14 protein-coding genes are annotated in these 17,224 nt (G+C 72.1%); 6 read left to right on the top strand and 8 right to left on the bottom strand.

Features of this window, described 5'->3' with window-relative positions; all coding sequences use genetic code 11:
- Positions 1-101 precede the first annotated feature (101 nt).
- Complete coding sequence (locus LO762_RS04480; protein WP_230612678.1) at positions 102-1,385, top strand: aspartate aminotransferase family protein; 1,284 nt, start codon at positions 102-104, stop codon at positions 1,383-1,385.
- Positions 1,385-2,875: a CoA-acylating methylmalonate-semialdehyde dehydrogenase gene (locus tag LO762_RS04475; RefSeq protein WP_230612676.1), complete on the top strand. Its 1,491-nt coding sequence runs from the start codon at positions 1,385-1,387 to the stop codon at positions 2,873-2,875. Before LO762_RS04480 ends, LO762_RS04475 begins: the two co-directional genes overlap by 1 nt.
- A 22-nt stretch (positions 2,876-2,897) precedes the next feature.
- Here LO762_RS04475 and LO762_RS04470 read toward each other — a convergent pair whose 3' ends face one another.
- Entirely contained in the window at positions 2,898-4,034 is a 1,137-nt protein-coding gene (locus LO762_RS04470; RefSeq protein ID WP_230612674.1) for an alpha/beta hydrolase, read from the bottom strand.
- A 350-nt stretch (positions 4,035-4,384) separates the two neighbouring features.
- Here LO762_RS04470 and LO762_RS04465 point away from each other — a divergent pair, with 350 nt between their 5' ends.
- From LO762_RS04465 to LO762_RS04450, 4 genes are read left to right on the top strand one after another with little or no spacing between them, the layout of a single operon-like run.
- Positions 4,385-6,460, top strand: coding sequence for a serine/threonine-protein kinase (locus LO762_RS04465; protein ID WP_230612672.1), 2,076 nt, complete (start codon positions 4,385-4,387; stop codon positions 6,458-6,460).
- A gap of 31 nt (positions 6,461-6,491) precedes the next feature.
- Positions 6,492-7,427, top strand: a complete 936-nt coding sequence (locus LO762_RS04460) for a PP2C family serine/threonine-protein phosphatase (protein ID WP_230612670.1) — start codon at positions 6,492-6,494, stop codon at positions 7,425-7,427.
- 40 nt (positions 7,428-7,467) lie between these two features.
- Positions 7,468-8,877 (top strand): hypothetical protein, encoded by a 1,410-nt coding sequence (locus LO762_RS04455; protein WP_230612668.1) that lies wholly within the window; start codon positions 7,468-7,470, stop codon positions 8,875-8,877.
- Between the two features lie 32 nt (positions 8,878-8,909).
- Positions 8,910-9,728 (top strand): glutamate ABC transporter substrate-binding protein, encoded by an 819-nt coding sequence (locus tag LO762_RS04450; RefSeq protein WP_230612663.1) that lies wholly within the window; start codon positions 8,910-8,912, stop codon positions 9,726-9,728.
- A gap of 6 nt (positions 9,729-9,734) precedes the next feature.
- Here the strand turns inward: LO762_RS04450 and LO762_RS04445 are convergent, their stop codons facing one another.
- From LO762_RS04445 to LO762_RS04415, 7 genes are all read right to left on the bottom strand, one after another.
- The gene (locus LO762_RS04445) at positions 9,735-10,325 is read right to left on the bottom strand and encodes an ATP/GTP-binding protein (RefSeq protein ID WP_230612662.1); all 591 of its coding nucleotides are present in this window, start codon (positions 10,323-10,325) and stop codon (positions 9,735-9,737) included.
- Positions 10,306-10,695 carry a DUF742 domain-containing protein gene (locus tag LO762_RS04440; protein ID WP_230612660.1) on the bottom strand — a complete coding sequence of 130 codons (390 nt, stop codon included), beginning with the start codon at positions 10,693-10,695 and terminating at the stop codon, positions 10,306-10,308. The genes LO762_RS04445 and LO762_RS04440 overlap by 20 nt, the downstream gene beginning before the upstream one ends.
- Entirely contained in the window at positions 10,692-11,099 is a 408-nt protein-coding gene (locus tag LO762_RS04435) for a roadblock/LC7 domain-containing protein (RefSeq protein ID WP_230612658.1), read from the bottom strand. The genes LO762_RS04440 and LO762_RS04435 overlap by 4 nt, the downstream gene beginning before the upstream one ends.
- Entirely contained in the window at positions 11,099-13,339 is a 2,241-nt protein-coding gene (locus tag LO762_RS04430; protein WP_230612656.1) for a nitrate- and nitrite sensing domain-containing protein, read from the bottom strand. Before LO762_RS04430 ends, LO762_RS04435 begins: the two co-directional genes overlap by 1 nt.
- A gap of 238 nt (positions 13,340-13,577) precedes the next feature.
- The gene (locus LO762_RS04425) at positions 13,578-15,077 is read right to left on the bottom strand and encodes a prenyltransferase/squalene oxidase repeat-containing protein (protein WP_230612654.1); all 1,500 of its coding nucleotides are present in this window, start codon (positions 15,075-15,077) and stop codon (positions 13,578-13,580) included.
- Complete coding sequence (locus LO762_RS04420; protein WP_230612652.1) at positions 15,074-15,916, bottom strand: terpene synthase family protein; 843 nt, start codon at positions 15,914-15,916, stop codon at positions 15,074-15,076. The genes LO762_RS04425 and LO762_RS04420 overlap by 4 nt, the downstream gene beginning before the upstream one ends.
- Before the next feature lie 29 nt (positions 15,917-15,945).
- Positions 15,946-17,196, bottom strand: a complete 1,251-nt coding sequence (locus LO762_RS04415) for a cytochrome P450 (protein ID WP_230612650.1) — start codon at positions 17,194-17,196, stop codon at positions 15,946-15,948.
- Positions 17,197-17,224: the final 28 nt, after the last annotated feature.

The following is a 17,224-nucleotide window of genomic DNA, read 5'->3' as shown; positions in this document are numbered from 1 at the left end:
CTCATCCTAGGTGACCTGCGTGAACAAGCTGTAAAGGGTTCCCGCGATTCTCCGACATGTTGCAGGTGGTGGCGGGAGGTCGGGCGCTGAACACTGGGGTCATGTCGGAACTCCTGGCGCGGCACCGCGCGGTCATGCCCCAGTGGCTGAGCCTCTACTACGAGCAGCCCATCGAGATCACCGGGGGCAAGGGCAACCACGTCGTCGACGCCGACGGCACCTCGTATCTCGACTTCTTCGCGGGCATCCTCACCAACATGATCGGCTACGACGTGGCCGAGGTGCGTGACGCCGTGGAGCGGCAGATCGCCTCGGGCGTCGTGCACACCTCGACGGTGTACCTGCTGCGCGGCCAGGTCGAGCTGGCCGAGAAGATCGCCAGGCTCTCCGGCATTCCGGACGCCAAGGTCTTCTTCACCAACTCCGGCACGGAGGCCAACGAGTCGGCGCTGCTGTTGGCGACTGTCGCGCGCCGGAGCAACCAGGTGCTGGCGATGCGGCAGAGCTACCACGGCAAGTCGTTCGGCGCGACGGCGGTCACCTCGAACCGGGCCTGGAAGAACAACGGCCTGAGCCCGCTGAACGTCAGCTTCCTGCACGGCGCGGACCGGCACCTGCCGCAGTTCGCCCGGCTCTCCGACCACGACTACGTGGCGGCGTGCGTCGAGGACCTCAGGCACGTCCTGGCGACGACGACGGGCGGCGACGTCGCCGCGCTGATCGCGGAGCCGATCCAGGGTGTCGGCGGCTTCACGATGGCCCCGGACGGCCTGTTCGCGGCCTACAAGGAGGTGCTGGACGAGTACGGCATCCTCTTCATCTCCGACGAGGTCCAGACGGGCTGGGGCCGTACCGGCGAGAGCTTCTGGGGCATCGCGAACCACGGTGTCACGCCGGACGCGATGACGTTCGCCAAGGGCCTCGGCAACGGTTTTGCCATCGGCGGCGTGGTGGCGCGCGGCGACCTCATGGACGCGCCGCACGCGATCGGCCTGAACACCTTCGGCGGCAACCCGGTCTCGACGGCCGCCGCGAACGCGACGCTCGACTACGTCCTCGACCACGACCTCCAGGCGAACGCGGCCGCACGTGGCGCGGAGATCATCGCGGGCCTGCGCGAGGCCGCCCCGCGTTTCCCGTTCGTGGGCGACGTGCGCGGCAAGGGCCTGATGTTCGCGGTCGAGCTGATCGACCCGGAGACCCTGCGGCCGGACCCGGCGCTGGCCTCCAGGATGATGGAGGAGACCAGGGCGCGCGGCCTGCTCGTCGGCAAGGGCGGCCTGTACGGCAACACCATGCGGATGGCTCCGCCGCTGACCCTCACGCAGGCCGAGGCCGCCGACGGCCTGCGCATCCTCGTCGAGTCGCTGGAGGCGATCGCCTGATGGGCAAGCACGTCACGCACTGGATCAACGGCAAGCCCTGGAGCGGCACGGCCGAGCGCACCGGCGACATCTTCAACCCGGCGACGGGCGTCGTCACCGGCACCGTCGACTTCGCCTCGACGGCCGACGTGGCCGAGGCGGTGGCGTCCGCCAAGGCGGCGTTCCCCGGCTGGCGGGACACCTCGCTGACGCAGCGCTCCAAGATCCTGTTCCGGTTCCGGGAGCTGCTGGTCCGCGACTCCGGCGAGATCGCCGCGCTGATCTCCGCCGAGCACGGCAAGGTGCTGTCGGACGCGGCTGGCGAGGTCGCGCGCGGCCTGGAGGTCGTCGAGTTCGCTTGCGGCATCCCGCACCTGCTGAAGGGCGGGTTCTCCGAGAACGTCTCAAGCAAGGTGGACGCCTACTCGATCCACCAGCCGCTGGGCGTCGTCACCGGGATCACGCCGTTCAACTTCCCGGCGATGGTGCCGATGTGGATGTTCCCGGTCGCGATCGCCTGCGGGAACACGTTCGTGCTGAAGCCGTCGGAGAAGGACCCGTCGCCCGCGCTGAAGATCGCGGAGCTGTGGGCCGAGGCGGGCCTGCCGGACGGCGTGTTCAACGTCGTGCACGGCGACAAGGTCGCGGTGGACGCGCTGCTGGAGCACCCGGACGTCAAGGCCGTCTCGTTCGTCGGTTCGACGCCGATCGCCCGCTACATCTACGAGACGTCGGCCCGGCACGGCAAGCGCGTCCAGGCGTTGGGCGGCGCGAAGAACCACATGCTGGTCCTGCCGGACGCCGACCTCGACCTCGCCGCGGACGCCGCGGTGAACGCCGGGTTCGGCTCGGCGGGCGAGCGCTGCATGGCGATCTCGGTGCTGGTCGCGGTGGACCCGGTCGGCGACGCGCTGGTCGCCAAGATCAAGGACCGGATCTCCGGCCTGGTGACGGGCCCCGGCGACGACCCGGCCTCGGAGATGGGCCCGCTCGTCACCCGCCAGCACCGCGACAAGGTGGCGTCCTACCTGACGTCCTCGGTAGCGCAGGGCGCCACGCTCGCCGTGGACGGCCGTGAGGGCCTGCCCTCGGGCGACGGCTTCTGGCTGCGCCCGACCCTCATCGACGACGTCACGGCCGAGATGGACTGCTACCGGGACGAGATCTTCGGCCCCGTCCTGTCGGTCGTCCGGGTCGGGAGCTTCGACGAGGGCATGGCGCTGATCGACGCCAACCCGTACGGCAACGGCACCGCGATCTTCACCAACGACGGCGGCGCGGCCCGGCGCTTCCAGAACGAGGTGGAGGTCGGCATGGTCGGCGTCAACGTGCCGATCCCGGTGCCGATGGCGTACTACAGCTTCGGCGGCTGGAAGGCGAGCCTGTTCGGCGACAGCCACGCGCACGGCACCGAGGGCGTGCACTTCTACACCCGCACCAAGGCGGTGACGGCCCGCTGGCTGGACCCGTCGCACGGCGGCGTGAACCTCGGGTTCCCGACCAACGGCTGACGCCGCTCCGGGCTCCCTGGGTTCATCCCCGGGAGCCCGGATAGTGGTGCAGCACCTCGTCCAGCCAGTCGAAGGCGCGTTGGTCGAACCGCGACCTGTTCCACAGTTCCAGCGGCCCCGCCGAACCCTCGGCGCGGATGAACACGCCGAGCGTCTTGGGGCAGGTGAGCGCCTGGAAGAACCGCGCCGCCTGGTGGGAGAACAGGTCGCCCTCGGCGGCGCCGACGAAGGTCGGGCAGCGGATGTCGCCGACGACGTCCGACAGCCGGTACCGGGAGAGGTCCTCCACGTAGGCGTCCAGGTGGAGCACGCCGTGCGCCCACGCCCCGGCCCGCTCGTACAGCCACCGCATGACGGGGTCGGCGAGCGCGAGCCGGTCCGGCGGGTCGCCCGCCATGTCCCACGGCCCTGGGTCGGTGATGAGCGCGGCGACGCCGGGGTGCGCGGCGGCGGCGCGGGCGGCGAGGAACGCGCCGAAGCCGGAGCCGAGCAGCGCCACCCGGTCCGGGTCGACCTCGCGGTGCAGGCGCAGGCTCGTGAGGACGGGCGTCATGACGTACTCCCAGTCCGGCCGCATCGGCAGGTCGAGGTCCACGAGCGCGTCGCCCTGTCCGGGGCCGTCCACGAGCAGGCAGTGGTAGCCGCGCCGGATCGCGGGCAGCGCGTGCACGGCCCACCGCTCGGCCACGTCGGTGCCGACGCCGCCGACGGAGACGACGACGGGCCGTTCCTCCTCCGCGCCGGGCGCGAGGCACAGGTAGCCGCGCAGCTTGACGCTCTCGTAGGGGATCTCCACCTCGCGCAGGTGCCTGAGCGCGGCGAACCTGCGGAAGCTCTCCTCCTCCCGGCGGAAGCCGCGGACGAGGCGCGGGTCCACGGGCGCGCCGAACAGCGGGTAGTAGGCGGTCCGGTAGTAGGTGGCGGCCCGTAGCCAGGCGTCGGCGGCGCTGCGGAAGTGCCCCCTGTCGTCGCTGTGCGCGGCCCATTCGGCGACCATGTCGCCGACGGCCGTCCAGGAGCGGTACCAGCTCGCGTCGTCGCCCTCGACGACGCCGGAGGCGGCCGTCTCGCACTCGCCGAACTCCGCGGCGCCGCGCGGGATCATCGCCAGCGCGCGCGAGGCGAACAACTGGAGCAGCGGATCCTCGAACAGGCGCATGTCCGCGACCTACCCCACCAAGATCGACTCAATGCGGGGCGGGATGACGGAGCGCGTCCACGCGGCCGGGGAGACGGGACCGTTCCCGGCGCGCCGGTCCCGACCGGTTTGCGACCTCCTGGCGGGGGTCCGTCCCCGGTTTCCGGTTCGCCGACGTTCCGGACGGACCACGAAACCCCTTTGACGCGTCCCAGACCGGGTGGGTTTTCGCATGATGCCCACCTAGATGAACCGCTTGCGGGAATCTCGCATCCAAAGAGGAAAACAGCGGTCACGGACCGTACAACTCCGGAGGCGGAGTGGGGGTAAACAATACCGAAAGGCGGCGCTTGTCCGATAATGGGGAATTGATGGACCACAAGCCGACCGTCGCGGACGACGGATTCCCCCGGACGGGTTCGATCCGGCCCCCGGCGGCCTGGTCGGCGCCCTCAGCACGGGGCTCCACCAGCGGCCGGTCCCGGCGCGGCCTGCTCGGGGCGGGCCTGGTCGAGGTGCCCCCGGTGCCGTACCGGGACCCCGCCGAAGCGGTGCTCAAGGACCCCGTCGTCGCCGAGCGCCGCAGGTTCTGCCGCTGCGGCGAACCCGTGGGCAGGGGGCGCGGCGGCAGGCCGGGCCGCACCGAGGGCTACTGCCCGCGCTGCGGCTCGCCGTTCTCGTTCCTGCCGAAGCTGCGGCCCGGCGAACTCGTGGGCGGCCAGTACGAGGTGCTCGGCTGCCTCGCGCACGGCGGCCTGGGCTGGGTGTACCTGGCCCGCGACCGCAACGTGAACGACCGCTGGGTCGTCCTCAAGGGCCTGCTGGACACCGGCGACCCCGCCGCCGGCGCCGTCGCCGCCGCCGAGAAGGCGTTCCTGGCCGAGGTCGAGCACCCCAACATCGTCCGGATCTACAACTTCGTCCAGCACCCCGAGCCGCGCACCTTCGCGATGGTCGGCTACATCGTCATGGAGTACGTCGGAGGCAAGTCACTCAAGGACGTGCTGCTCCAGCACCGTGAGGAGCACGGACCCGACACCGCCCTGCCGCTCGCGCAGGCCATCGCCTACGCTCTTGAGGTGCTCCGGGCGATGGGTTACCTGCACGCGCTCGGCCTGCTGTACTGCGACCTCAAGCCGGACAACGCGATCCAGGCGGAGGAGCAGCTGAAGCTCATCGACCTGGGCGGAGTGCGCCGGATGGAGGACTTCACCTCGGCCATCTACGGCACGGTCGGCTACCAGGCGCCGGAGATCTCCGGGCTCGGCCCCTCGGTCTCCTCCGACCTGTTCACCGTCGGCCGTACCCTCGCCGTCCTCAGCTTCCCGTTCCGCCGCTTCACCACCACCTACGTCGCGGACCTGCCGCCCCGAGAGCAGGTGGACGTGCTCCGCGAGCACGAGTCCTACGACAGGTTCCTACGCCGCGCCTGCTCCCGCGACCCGTTCGCGCGCTTCACCGACGCGGGCGAGATGGCCGAGCAGCTCACCGGGGTGCTGCGCGAGGTGCTGTCGGCCCAGGACGAGGAGCCGAGGCCCGCGCCGTCCACGCTGTTCGGGCCCGAGCGGCACACCGTCACCGGCGAGCTCACCCCCAAACGCGCGGTGCAGGCGCTGCCGGTGCCGCTCATCGCGGGCGCGGCGGGGCCGGGCGGCGACGACCCCGTCGCGGTGCTCGCCGCGCTGGCCGCCGCGGGCGACGCCTCCCCCGAGGCGCTGCTGCGCCAGGCGCTCGCGCACATCGAGCTGGGCGGCCGCGACGCGGCGCGGGCGCTGCTCGCGCCGCTGCGCGACGACTGGCGGGCCGGCTGGTGCCTGGCCATGGCGGCACTGGCCGCAGGCGACGCCGCCGAAGCCGCCGCCGCGTTCGACGCGCTGTACGCGCTGCTGCCCGGCGAGCTCGCGCCCAAGCTGGGCCTCGCGTTCTGCTGCGAGCTGCTCGGCGACCTGGACTCCGCGGCCCGCCGCTACCTCGCCGTCTGGCGGACCGGACGCTCGCACGTGAGCGCCGCGTTCGGCCTGTCCCGGGTGCGGCTGGCGGGCGGCGACCGGCCCGGCGCCGTCGCCGCGCTCGACTCGGTGCCCGCGGTCTCCAGCCACCGCCAGGCCGCCGGGATGGCCGCCGTCCGCGCGCTCGTCCTCGGCCGCGCCCCCGCCGAACTGACCGAGGAGGAGCTGCTGGACGCCGGGCACCGGCTCGACCGGCTCCGCCTGGACGCCGAACGGCACGGCAGGCTCGCCGCCGAGGTGCTCGACGCCGCGCTCGGCTGGGTCCTGGCCGGACACCGCTCCACCGCCCGCCTGCTCGGCGACCCCCTCACCGAACGCGGCCTGCGCAAAGGACTCGAACGGACCTACCGGACACTCGCCCGGCTCTGCGACGACACACCGGAAAGGCACCGACTGATCGCCCGCGCGAACGCCGTCCGGCCGAGAACACTTCTGTGAACAGCCGCCAGCTCCCAGCGAACGGAACGACATGCACTGCCCGATCTGCTCCGCACCGGTCCTCTCCGGTGACGTGTTCTGCGAGTCCTGCGGCCACCGGCTGGCCGAGGCGGGCGGCCCGGCCCGGCGCACCTCGCCGGCCGACCACGCGGAGATCGACCTGGGGCACGACGCCGCCGCGGTGAGCGACCGGGGCCTTCGGCACGCGGTCAACCAGGACGGCATGGCGCTGGCCAGGACGGGCGCGGGCGTCGTCACCGTGCTGTCGGACGGGGTGTCGGCCTCGCCCCGGCCCGACGAGGCGTCCCGCGCCGCCGTCGAGACGGGCCTCGCGGTGCTCACCGCCGAACTGGACGCCGGAGCCGACGCCCGCGACGCCACCCGGACGGCCGCGCTGGCCGCCGCCAAGGCCGTCGCCTCCCTCACCGCCGACCGGACCGCAGCCCCCGCCTGCACCTACATCTCGGCCGTCGCCGGACGGGTGGACGGCCGCGACACCATCACGCTCGGCTGGGTGGGCGACAGCCGCGCCTACTGGGTCGGCGCCACCGGCGACGAGCTGCTCACCGAGGACGACTCGTGGGCCGAGTACGTGATCGCGCACGGCATGATGACGGAGGAGGAGGCGTACGCCGACCGGCGCGCGCACATGCTCGTCGGCTGGCTCGGCGCCGACGCCCGCGACATCGACGTGCACGTCCGCGTCTACGCGCCCGAGGTGCCGGGCGTCCTCGTCGTCTGCACCGACGGCCTGTGGAACTACATGGCCTCCCCCATCGCGATGGCCGCCGCCGTCGCCGACCCGCTCGCCGACCCCGTCTCCGGGCCGCTCACCGGCCCGCGCGGCAGCCGCCGCACCCCGCTGGCCGTCGCCCGCGAGCTGGTGCGGGCGGCGCTGCACGGCGGCGGCCACGACAACATCACCGTCGCGATAGTCCCCGTCGAGGCGGGCGGGCTGGAACTGTGAGCCCGCCCAGCCCGCGCCCCGGCCGACGAGGAGCACCGCCGTGACGGACACGCTCGCCCCGCCGTCCCGGCGACGGGAGCCCGGGCCCCGCCGCCGCCGGGCCCGCTACCGGCGGCGCGGCGGCGCGCTCGGCCCGCCCCGCACCGTCCCGGCCGTCCTGCGGATCTGGACGGCGGCCGTCGCGCTCGCCCTGGTCGGCCTGTTCGCCGCCGTGCACAGCGGCGTGGACGAGGCCCGCGAGGGGCTGCGCGTCATCGGCCGGGACGCCGGGCCGCAGGCCGTCAACACCGGCACCCTCTACCTCGCGCTCAGCGACATGGACGCGCAGCTCGCCGGGATCCTCCTCATCGGCCGGGAGCACCGGCTCGGGCAGGGCCGCGCCAAGGCGCTCGCCATCTACGAGAAGCGCCGCCGGGAGGCGGGCCAGGCCGTGCTCCAGGCGTTCGACATCGCCGGGCAGAACGCCACGGGGCGGGAGACCGTCCAGTCCGTCCTGGACGGGCTGGGCGCCTACGAGCGGCTCGCCGCCCGCGCCCTCGTGCTGGACGAGCGGGCCGGGCACCGCGCGGGCCCGCCGCCCGCCCCGGTCCTGGCCGTCTACCGGCAGGCCACCGACCTCATGCGCGCCCAGCTCCTGCCGCAGGCGTACAACCTGACGTTGGAGAGCGCCGCGATCGTCCGCCGCACCCACGTCTCGGAGACCGACCGGGCCACCGACGCGCTCGCCCGGGTCGCCGTCGCGGGCGTGGTGCTCCTCGGCGTCCTCGGCGGCCTCCAGGTGACGATCTCGCGCAGGTTCCGCCGCGCCGTCAGCCCGCCGCTCGCGCTGGCCACCGCCGTCGCCCTCGCGATCACCGCGCTCGCCGCGACGTCGCTCGGCCGCTCCTCGGCGCACCTGCGCGCGGCCAAGGAGGACGGCTTCGACAGCGCCCTCACCTACGCCCGTGCCCGCGCGATCAGCAACACCGCGGCGGCCGACCAGGTCCGCTGGCTGATCGACCCGGCCCGCGCCGACACCTACGAACAGGTGTACTTCGACACGTCCCAGACCATCGCCTACGTGCCCGCAGGCAACCTCGCCGCCTACTACACGGCGTTGGAGAAGGTCCCGCTGAAGGGCGGCTTCCTCCAGTCCACCAAGGCGACCGACCCCGTCGTCGTCAGGTACCGGGCGTTCCAGAAGGCGGACAGGACGCTGCGCGGCCTGGCCGGGGCGGGCCGCACCAGGCACGCGATCGTGCTGCGCACCGGCACGATGGTCGGCGTCTACGCCGACTACGACCGCGAGCTCGGCGCGCTCGTCGCCCGCGGCCGCACCGTCTTCGACGACCGGATCACCAGGGCGGAACGGGCACTCGGCGGCTGGGGCACCGGCCTGCCCGTCGGCGCCGCCGCCGTGCTCGCGCTGGTCCTGCTGGGCGTCCGGCCCCGGCTCGCGGAGTTCCGATGAGCCCCCGCACCGCCCGAAAGGGACACTCCCCTATGCGTCTCCGCCTCCTCCTCGCCCCGCTCCTCGTCTGCGCCGCACTCAGCGCCGCGCTCGCGGGCTGCACCGACGAGGAGCCCACCGGCATCGAGGGCAAGAAGGTGCTGCGCGTCGGTGTGAAGTTCGACCAGCCCGGCATCGGCCAGGAACGCCGCGACGGCACCTTCGAGGGCTTCGACGTGGACGTCGCCGAGTACGTCGCGGCCGCGCTCGGCGCCACCCCCGAGTTCGTCCGGATCACCTCCGACCAGCGGGAGCGGCGGATCAGGGACCGCGAGGTGGACCTCGTCGTCGCGTCCTACTCGATCACGCCGGACCGGCGGCGCGAGGTGAACTTCGCGGGCCCGTACATCATCGGCCACCAGGACATCATGGTCCGCGAGGACGCCACCGACGTCGCGGGCGTGCACGACCTGCGCGGCAAACGGCTGTGCCAGGCGGGCGGCTCCAACTCGTGGCGGCGCGTCACCGTCGAACTCGGCATCAAGGCGCGGCTCGTGCCCGCCGCGACCTACGGCGAGTGCGTCCGGATGCTCCAGGCCGGCGACCTCGACGCGCTCACCACCGACGACGTGATCCTCGCCGGGTACGCCCTGGCCAACCCCGACGCGTTCCGCCTCGTGAACGCCAAGTTCACCGACGAGAAGTACGGGATCGGCCTGCACAAGGACGACATCGGCGGATGCGAGGCCGTCAACCGGGCGCTCACCCGGATGTACCAGGACGGGACGGCGGCACGGCTGCTGGCCCGGTGGTTCCGTCCTGCCGGACTGAAGACCACCGGGCACGTGCCGCAGTTCGAAGGGTGCAGCTGAGCCCGGCTAGCGGGCCGCGCGCTGGCGCATCGCGTGCTGCACCAGCGTGATGAGGACCTCCTTGGAGGACTCCTTGGACCGGGCGTCGCACAGCACGACGGGGATCTCGCCCGGGATCTGCAGCGCCTGCCTGACGTCGTGCACGTCGTACCGCTGCGCCCCCTCGAAGCAGTTCACCGCGACGATGAACGGGGTGCCGCGGCGCTCGAAGTAGTCGATCGCCGGGAAGCAGTCGGCCAGGCGCCGGGTGTCGGCGAGGACGACGGCGCCGAGCGCGCCCAGCGCCACCTCGTCCCACATGAACCAGAACCGCTCCTGGCCCGGCGTACCGAACAGGTAGAGGACGAACTCGTCGCCGAAGGTGATCCGGCCGAAGTCCATCGCGACCGTGGTGGTCCGCTTGGCCTCGACGCCGTCCAGATGGTCGACGCCGATACCACGGTCGGTCAGGACCTCCTCGGTACGCAGCGGCTTGGTCTCCGACACGGTGCCGACGAGCGTCGTCTTGCCGGCGCCGAAGCCGCCCGCCACGAGGATCTTGATCGCCGTGGGCATGCGGCGGCGCGTCCCCGGAGCGCTAGAGGGCGCGGAGGCCATCGATCACCGCCTGGTACATCCTGAGGTCCTGCATGTCGATCTCCGGTGTGGGTTCCTGGACGGTGACATGACCCTTGTCGAGCAGATCGCCCAGCAGTACCCGAACCGTTCCGGAGGGGAGGTCCAGGTGCGCGGTCAGTTCGGCCACCGACATCATCGTCTGGGTGAGGCGGAGGATCGACAGGTGCTCGGGGCCCAGCCCGATCACGTGCGCGGGAACGGGTCCCGTCGCCTCCACCAGGGTGATCAGGTCGAAGTTGCCGCGGACGGGCTGAAGCCGTCCGCCGGTCATCACGTACGGCCTGACGAGGGGACCGGCGCCGTCGTCGGTCCAGCGCTCTTGGTCCGGCTCCTGGGGCGGGTAGCTCACGCCGACTCCGTCACCCGTGCCGGTGTCGAGAGGTGGTGGCCCAGCTTCGTCACCATCATCGCCATCTCGTAGGCGATGAGGCCGACGTCGGCGTCCTCGGTGCTGAGGACGGCGAGGCAGGCGCCCTGCCCGGCGACGGTGACGAGCAGGAACGCCGACCGCATCTCCACGATCGTCTGCCGTACCGCGCCGCCGCCGAAGCGCTCGCCCGCGCCCTTGGCCAGGCTCTGGATACCGGCCGCGACGGCCGACAGGTGCTCCGCGTCGTCGCGGACGATCCCGTGCGACTGGGCCATGAGCAGGCCGTCGGCCGAAAGCACGATGGCGTGCTCGGCCTCGTTGACCCGCTTGACCAGGTCGTCTAGCAGCCACGCCAGATCGGCGCCTGCCCCGGTCTTCTGCATCACTCGGTCTCACTCTCAACGGAGGCGGCCCTGCCGCGCAGTGTGCCGCTCTGGAACGCGCCCACGATCCTGCGGATCTCCTCGGGCGAACGGCCTGGATCGTCTTCGGCGGGAGCCTCGTTCGGGTCCTCCCGGAGCTGGGAGGCGAGGCTGGCCTGCGGAACCCGCACCGGCAGCCCGGACGGCGTCGTCTGCGACGGGTCAGACGCGTCCTCGGCCGACGACGCGGAGACGGCAGGCGGCGCCTCGACGGCGGGTGCGGGAGGGGGAACCAGGGCGGGTGCGCTGAACAGCTCCCCGTTCCGGCTCGGCGTGTCGGTGCTCTCCGGCATGGACGCCCCGACGACCGTCAAGGGCTTCGACGGCGCGCCGGACTCTCCTTCCTCGATGAGTTCCCGCGGGATGATCACCACCGCGGTCGTGCCCTTGTAGGGCGAACGCTTGAGCATCACCTGGATGCCGTACCGCTCGGCGAGCTTGCCGACCACGTACAGGCCGAGCTGGACCGAGCTGGAGAGGTTGAACTCCGGCGGGTGGGCGATGCGCTGGTTGATCAGTTCGAGGTTCTCGTCCGACATGCCGAGACCGCGGTCCTCCACCTCGATCGCGTAGCCCGAGGCCACCATGTGGCCGGAGACCTGCGCGTAGGTGTAGGGCGGCGAGAACGACACGGCGTTCTCGATGAGCTCGGCGAGCAGGTGCGCGATGTCGGCGACGGCGCGGCCCACGAGGTGGACCTCGTCGATCGGCATGACGGTGACGCGCGTGTAGTCCTCGACCTCGGACACCGCGGAGCGGACCACGTCCACCATCGGGACGGGGCGCCGCCAGCCACGGGCCGGGGTCGCGCCGGAGAGGATGATGAGGTTCTCGGCGTTGCGCCGCATCCGGGTCGCGAGGTGGTCGATCTTGAAGAGGTCCTCCAGCTCCTCGGTGTCGATCTCGCGGCGCTCCATGACGTCCAGCAGGGTCAGCTGCCGGTGCACGAGCGCCTGGGTGCGGCGGGCCAGGGAGAGCAGGATGTCGCGGATGCCGCGGCGCAGTTCGGCCTGCTCGACGGCGGTGCGGATCGCCGTCTCCTGGACGGCGTTGAACGCCTGGCCCACCTTGCCGATGTCGTCGTCGCCGAACTCCAGCGGCGGCGCCTCGGCCTTGACGTCGACGCTCTCACCCTGGCCGAGCCGGTCGACGACGTCCGGGAGCCGCACGTCGGCGAGTTCGTGCGCGGAGTCGCGCAGCCGCTCCAGTTGCTGCACGAGGTGCCGCGCGGTGGTGACCGACAGGATGGCGGACGCGACGACCGCGAGGAAGCCGAGACCACCGGCGAGGATCAGACGGACGATGACGCCCGCGGCGATCGGGATGGACGCCTCGATCAGGAGGTCACCGGAGCCTCGGACGTAGCCGTAGCCCTCGTCCAGCCAGGCACTGGACGCCGTGCTCCACTCACTCAGGGTGACCGTGCGGATCGGCTTGCGCGGGTTGGCGAGCCCGATCAGCTGGTCCTCCAGGCCGTTGGCCTTGGCGCGGGTCGCGCTGGAGGAGATGCCCTCCCCGGCCTTCGGGAACGCCTCGGAGAGGCCCTGCACGACCTCGCTGTAGGCGTGCCGCTGCGCGCCCACGATCTGCACGAACTCGTTGTAGGAGACGGTGGTGAAGCGGCCGGTCGCCAGCACGCCGGAGACGAGCGCGTCCTCCTGGGAGAACAGCTCGCGGGCCCGGTTGGCCGCGACCAGCATGCGGGTGTCGGCGGCGAACTTGTCGTCGTCGAGGGTGGCCATGCCGTCGTACACGCGGAACATCGCCGCGATCGCGTCGGTGTAGCGGGCGCGCGCCCAGTCCGCGTACTGCGAGCTGGGGTTGTCGAACCACTGCCGCGCCTCCTCCAGCTCGTTGAGCGCGGTGAAGGACGCGTCGATCCGGCGCTCCAGGAGGTCGTCGGACGCGAGCCGGGCGAGCGTGGAGTCGGCGAGCCGGGTGTACTCGGCGCGGGACTTGTCGGTCGCCGCGCGCTGCTCGCGCAGCGCGTCGACGTTGGCGGGGTCGCGCTGGCCCGCGAGGATCATCGAAAGCCGACGTTCCTTCTGGAGGTCCAGCAGGAGGACGTCACCCGGCTGCGAGATCCGCTGGTCCATCTGCTGGACCCAGAGCAGGTTCACGCCCTCACGGAGGGTGACCCAGGCGGCGAAGACCCACAGCGCGGCGAGCGAGAGCAGCAGAGCCGTGATTTTGGTCCGCACCCGAGAATTGCGGAGACGCATATTACAGCCGCTCCATCGCACATAGACGAGGGATCACCGGCGGGCCGGCGTCCCGTTAACAAAGTCGAATCAAACGCGGCACTGGATCTGCGGTACCGATTCGGATCGACGGTCAGACACGATAGCAACACCGGTAGGTCGGCATCGCTGTAAACGACAACATCACAGCATCTTCCAGATAAGTCACAGAAATGCGTTCCGGAGTATGAGGATGCTTCTACGTGACCAACGCCCGGTGAGACCGCGCATGGCCTGGCGCGGCGCCCGCGAGACGCGCCGCGGCGAGCACCGTGGCCTCCACGATCGCCACCGGAAGATAGAGGTCCTTGTCATGCCAGAGGGCGGGATGCGTCCCGTTCCAGCGGTCCAGGAACGCCGCTCCGGCACGCACGTCCGGGTCGTCCGGGCCCGCGCCGTCGGGGTCGGCGAGCAGCAGCACGTGGAGGGCGAACGCGGTCTCCTCTGCGGTGGCGCCCCGGCCGCCCCAGCCGCCGTCCGCGCCCCGGGTCGCGCGGACCCACGCGACGGCCCCCGCGACCGTCTCCGCGCTCTCCGGACCACCATAGGCGGCCAGGGCCAGCGCCGCCGACATGGTCGCGTAGTACGGGGAGACGTGCCACCTGTCGTCCCAGAAGCCTTCGGGCCGCTGGGTCGCGCGCAGGAAGGCCGCCGCCTTGGCCGCCGCCGCCTCGTAACGCGAATTCGCGCCGCGTTCCAGCGCCCTGCCGAACGCTTCGAGGACGTGCGCGTTGGTCGTGACCGATCTGCCCTGTTCGCCGGGCCAGGTGCAGAAGTGCGTCTCCGTCTCGTAGGAGAGCAGCATGTCGGGCGCGACGGGCGCGCCCAGCCAGTCGAGCGCGTACAGCGCGCCGGAGGTGGTGTCGGCGTCCGGCGGCAGGCCCGCGGCGGCGGGCGCGCCGTGCTCGCCGAGCGACCCCGAGAGGCTGAGCAGCAGGTCCGGGTGCGGGGTGAAGTCCAGGCCCGCGCGGGCGAGCGCGATGAGCACCCAGCCGCGCTCGAAGACGGTGATGGGCACACCGGGCGCGACCGGACCGCCGTACTGGCGCGCTGCCGTCTCCAGGAAGCGCCGCGCGGGATGGCTCGGCGGCGGCTCCTGCGGGCCGAGCCAGGCGGCGGTGGCGGCCGGGGCGGCCCCCACGGTGCCGGTCGGCTCGACGGGCGCGGTGGCCAGGCCGACCGCGTCGGGGCCGAGGATCTCCAGCGCGTGCAGCAGCTTGACGGGCAGCGCGCGCCCGTCCGTCGCGGCCGCCCTGACCAGGTCGAGCGTGCCGTCGTCCAGGTCGGGCGGGACGGGCACGGCGTCCGGCCTGCGCGCGTTGACGGCCCGGATGAGCGACGCGGAGATCAGCTCCAGCGCGGGCATGTCCGGCAGCGGGGGCAGCTCGGACAGGAGGCCGCGCACGTACACGAGGCCCTTCTCCGCGGCCTCAAGGGCGGCCGGTCCGCCTTCGGACAGGAGGGCGTCCACGGCGCTGAGCGTGGGCACGATCCGGTAGCCGGGGCCGTCGGGCGGGCCCCACCCTCCGTCGGGCCGCTGCGCCGCCAGAAGGTGCCTGACGCGCGCGTCGTGCCCCGCCAGCCAGGGCGTGAGGGCCACCAGACGGCCGGTCTCGTACACCGAAGGGGAGGACCTCCCCCACGGCTGGGCGAGCAGGCCGTCGACGATCCGCTGGGCCCGCTCGTCCCGGTCGGTCAAAGTTCAGCTCCCCAGTAGTCGGTGACGCCGTAGAAGCCCGCGCAGAACTCCATCTGCCTGCGCATGTAGCCGCCGTGCTCGGGCGGCAGCGCGGCGAGCAGCTCCCTGGCCTCGGCCATGAGCTCCTCGATCCGCTTCTCCACGGCGGCCCGGTCGGCGCCGGGCAGCAGCAGGGCGTTGAGGTCGCCCCACTTGAGGTCGCGCTCGTAGGTGCCCAGGTCGTTGAGCAGCCGGATCACCCGCTGCACGACCCGGCTGGCGTCCCGGATCGCCGGGAGGTCGCCGGTCGCGCCGTTGGCGATCCAGTGTGCGAAGAACACGAACGAGAAGCCGAGATTGTCGGCGTTCGCGAGGTAGCCGTCAAGATCGGGGCGCGGGCCTTCGGTCTTCCAGCGCCACTCCAGGGCCATGCCGTCGAGCATGATCGCCAGCTCGTCCCGCCAGACGCCGCGCAGGGCGGGGTCCTCGGGCAGGTCGTCTCGCAGTTCGGCGAGGAAGGTGGTCAGCTCGTCGTCCGGCTCGGCCTCGCCCGCGGCGACGGCCGTGATCCGCGTGAGCAGGGTCGTCACCTCGTCCTCGGACTTGGCCTGGTAGTCCACGAGCCAGTCGAGGCCGAACGCCCACAGGCAGGTCTTGTTGGCGGCGTCGAGCTGGTCGGCGCCGTACCAGGGGCCGCTGAACGCGGTCGCCTGGGCGAGTGTGCCGTACAGGGCGGGGTCGAACTCGGGCTTGTCGTACAGGCCTGGATACCGGGCCGCCCAGCCGCGCATCCGCCGCTGGGACTGGCCGGAGACGGCGGCGGCGATGCCGCAGCCACGGGCGTCGAGCAGGTCTTTCACCGGCACGTCCTCGTGCTCGTGGGCGGGGGTCAGCGCGCCGGGCGGACGGTCATCATCACGCGTTCCATCGGCCGCAGCGTCGCGCCCACCACCGGCGTCGGGTTCTCCGGCGTCACACTCGTGATCCGGAACCTGCTGATCAGGCCCGCGAGCAGCAGCAGCGCCTCGACCGCGAACAGGTGGTTCCCGATGCAGATGTGGCCGCCGCCGCCGAACGGGAAGTACGCGTACCGGTGCGGAACGGGCGCGCCGGGGGCGAACCGCTCGGGGTCGAACTCGTCGGGGCGGTCCCAGAACTTGGCGCTGCGGTGCGTCAGGTACGGGCTGATGAGGATGTCGGCGCCCTTGGGGATGCGGACGCCGTCGATGACGTCGTCGTCCACCGCGACCCGGCTGAACAGCCAGCCGACCGGCATGTAGCGCAACAACTCGTCGATGACCTGCTTGGCGTAGGTCAGCTTCGGCAGGTGCTCGGGCGTCACCGGGTCCGACCCGATGACCTCGTCCACCTCCGCGCACAGCTTCGCGTACACCTCGGGGTGCCGAAACAGGATCGGCATCGCCCAGACCATCGCCGAGACCGTCGTCTCGCTGGCCGCGCCGTAGACGCCGGAGAAGTTGTCGCGCAGCCACTTGGGCGAGGCGGGCAGGCCGTGCGGGTCGGGCGCGCCCAGCAGCAGCGTCAGCAGGTCGTCGTCACCCTCCTGCGGCGTCGCCTCGGCCACCGCGTACATGTGCCGGTCGAAGGTCTTGATCGCGTCGTTGAACTGCTTGTCCTTCGGCCGGGGCACCCAGCGCGGCAGGAACGGGGTGACGACGCGCGGGATCATCGACGGGATGATCGCGTTCGTCGCGACGGCGAGATCGTCCACCTGTTCGCGGCTGATCCGCTGCCCGAAGATCACACCCACGATCGCCTTGGTGACGATCGAAGCCATGAGATCAAGGGCGTCCACCGGTTCTCCGGTGCGCGCCGCCTCTTCGAGGGGGTCGAGTCCCTCGTTGACAAATCCGGCGATCTGGGACTGGATCTGCTTGATGTGACGGGCGGTGAACATGGGCTGGATGATGCGGCGGCTGTGCATCCAGGCCTCCTCGTCCTGGCCGAGGATGCCGTCGCCGAACAGCTTGTCGAGGGGCGCGTAGAACATGCCGCCGCGCGCGTAGTTGTTCTGGTTCGCGCGCAGGATGTGCTGGATGTGCTCGGGGCCGGTGACCAGGTACGGGCCGAGGACCTTGGCGTCGAGCCTGACGATCTCCCCGTCGGCCTGGCGCCCCAATTCCTCGAAGGTACCCAGAGGGTCACGT

It is taken from the genome of Actinocorallia sp. API 0066 (genome assembly GCF_020991275.1).
GTDB lineage: Bacteria > Actinomycetota > Actinomycetes > Streptosporangiales > Streptosporangiaceae > Actinocorallia.
The sequence above is the reverse complement of the archived record's forward strand: the minus strand, read 5'-3'. Positions and strand labels throughout refer to the sequence as shown.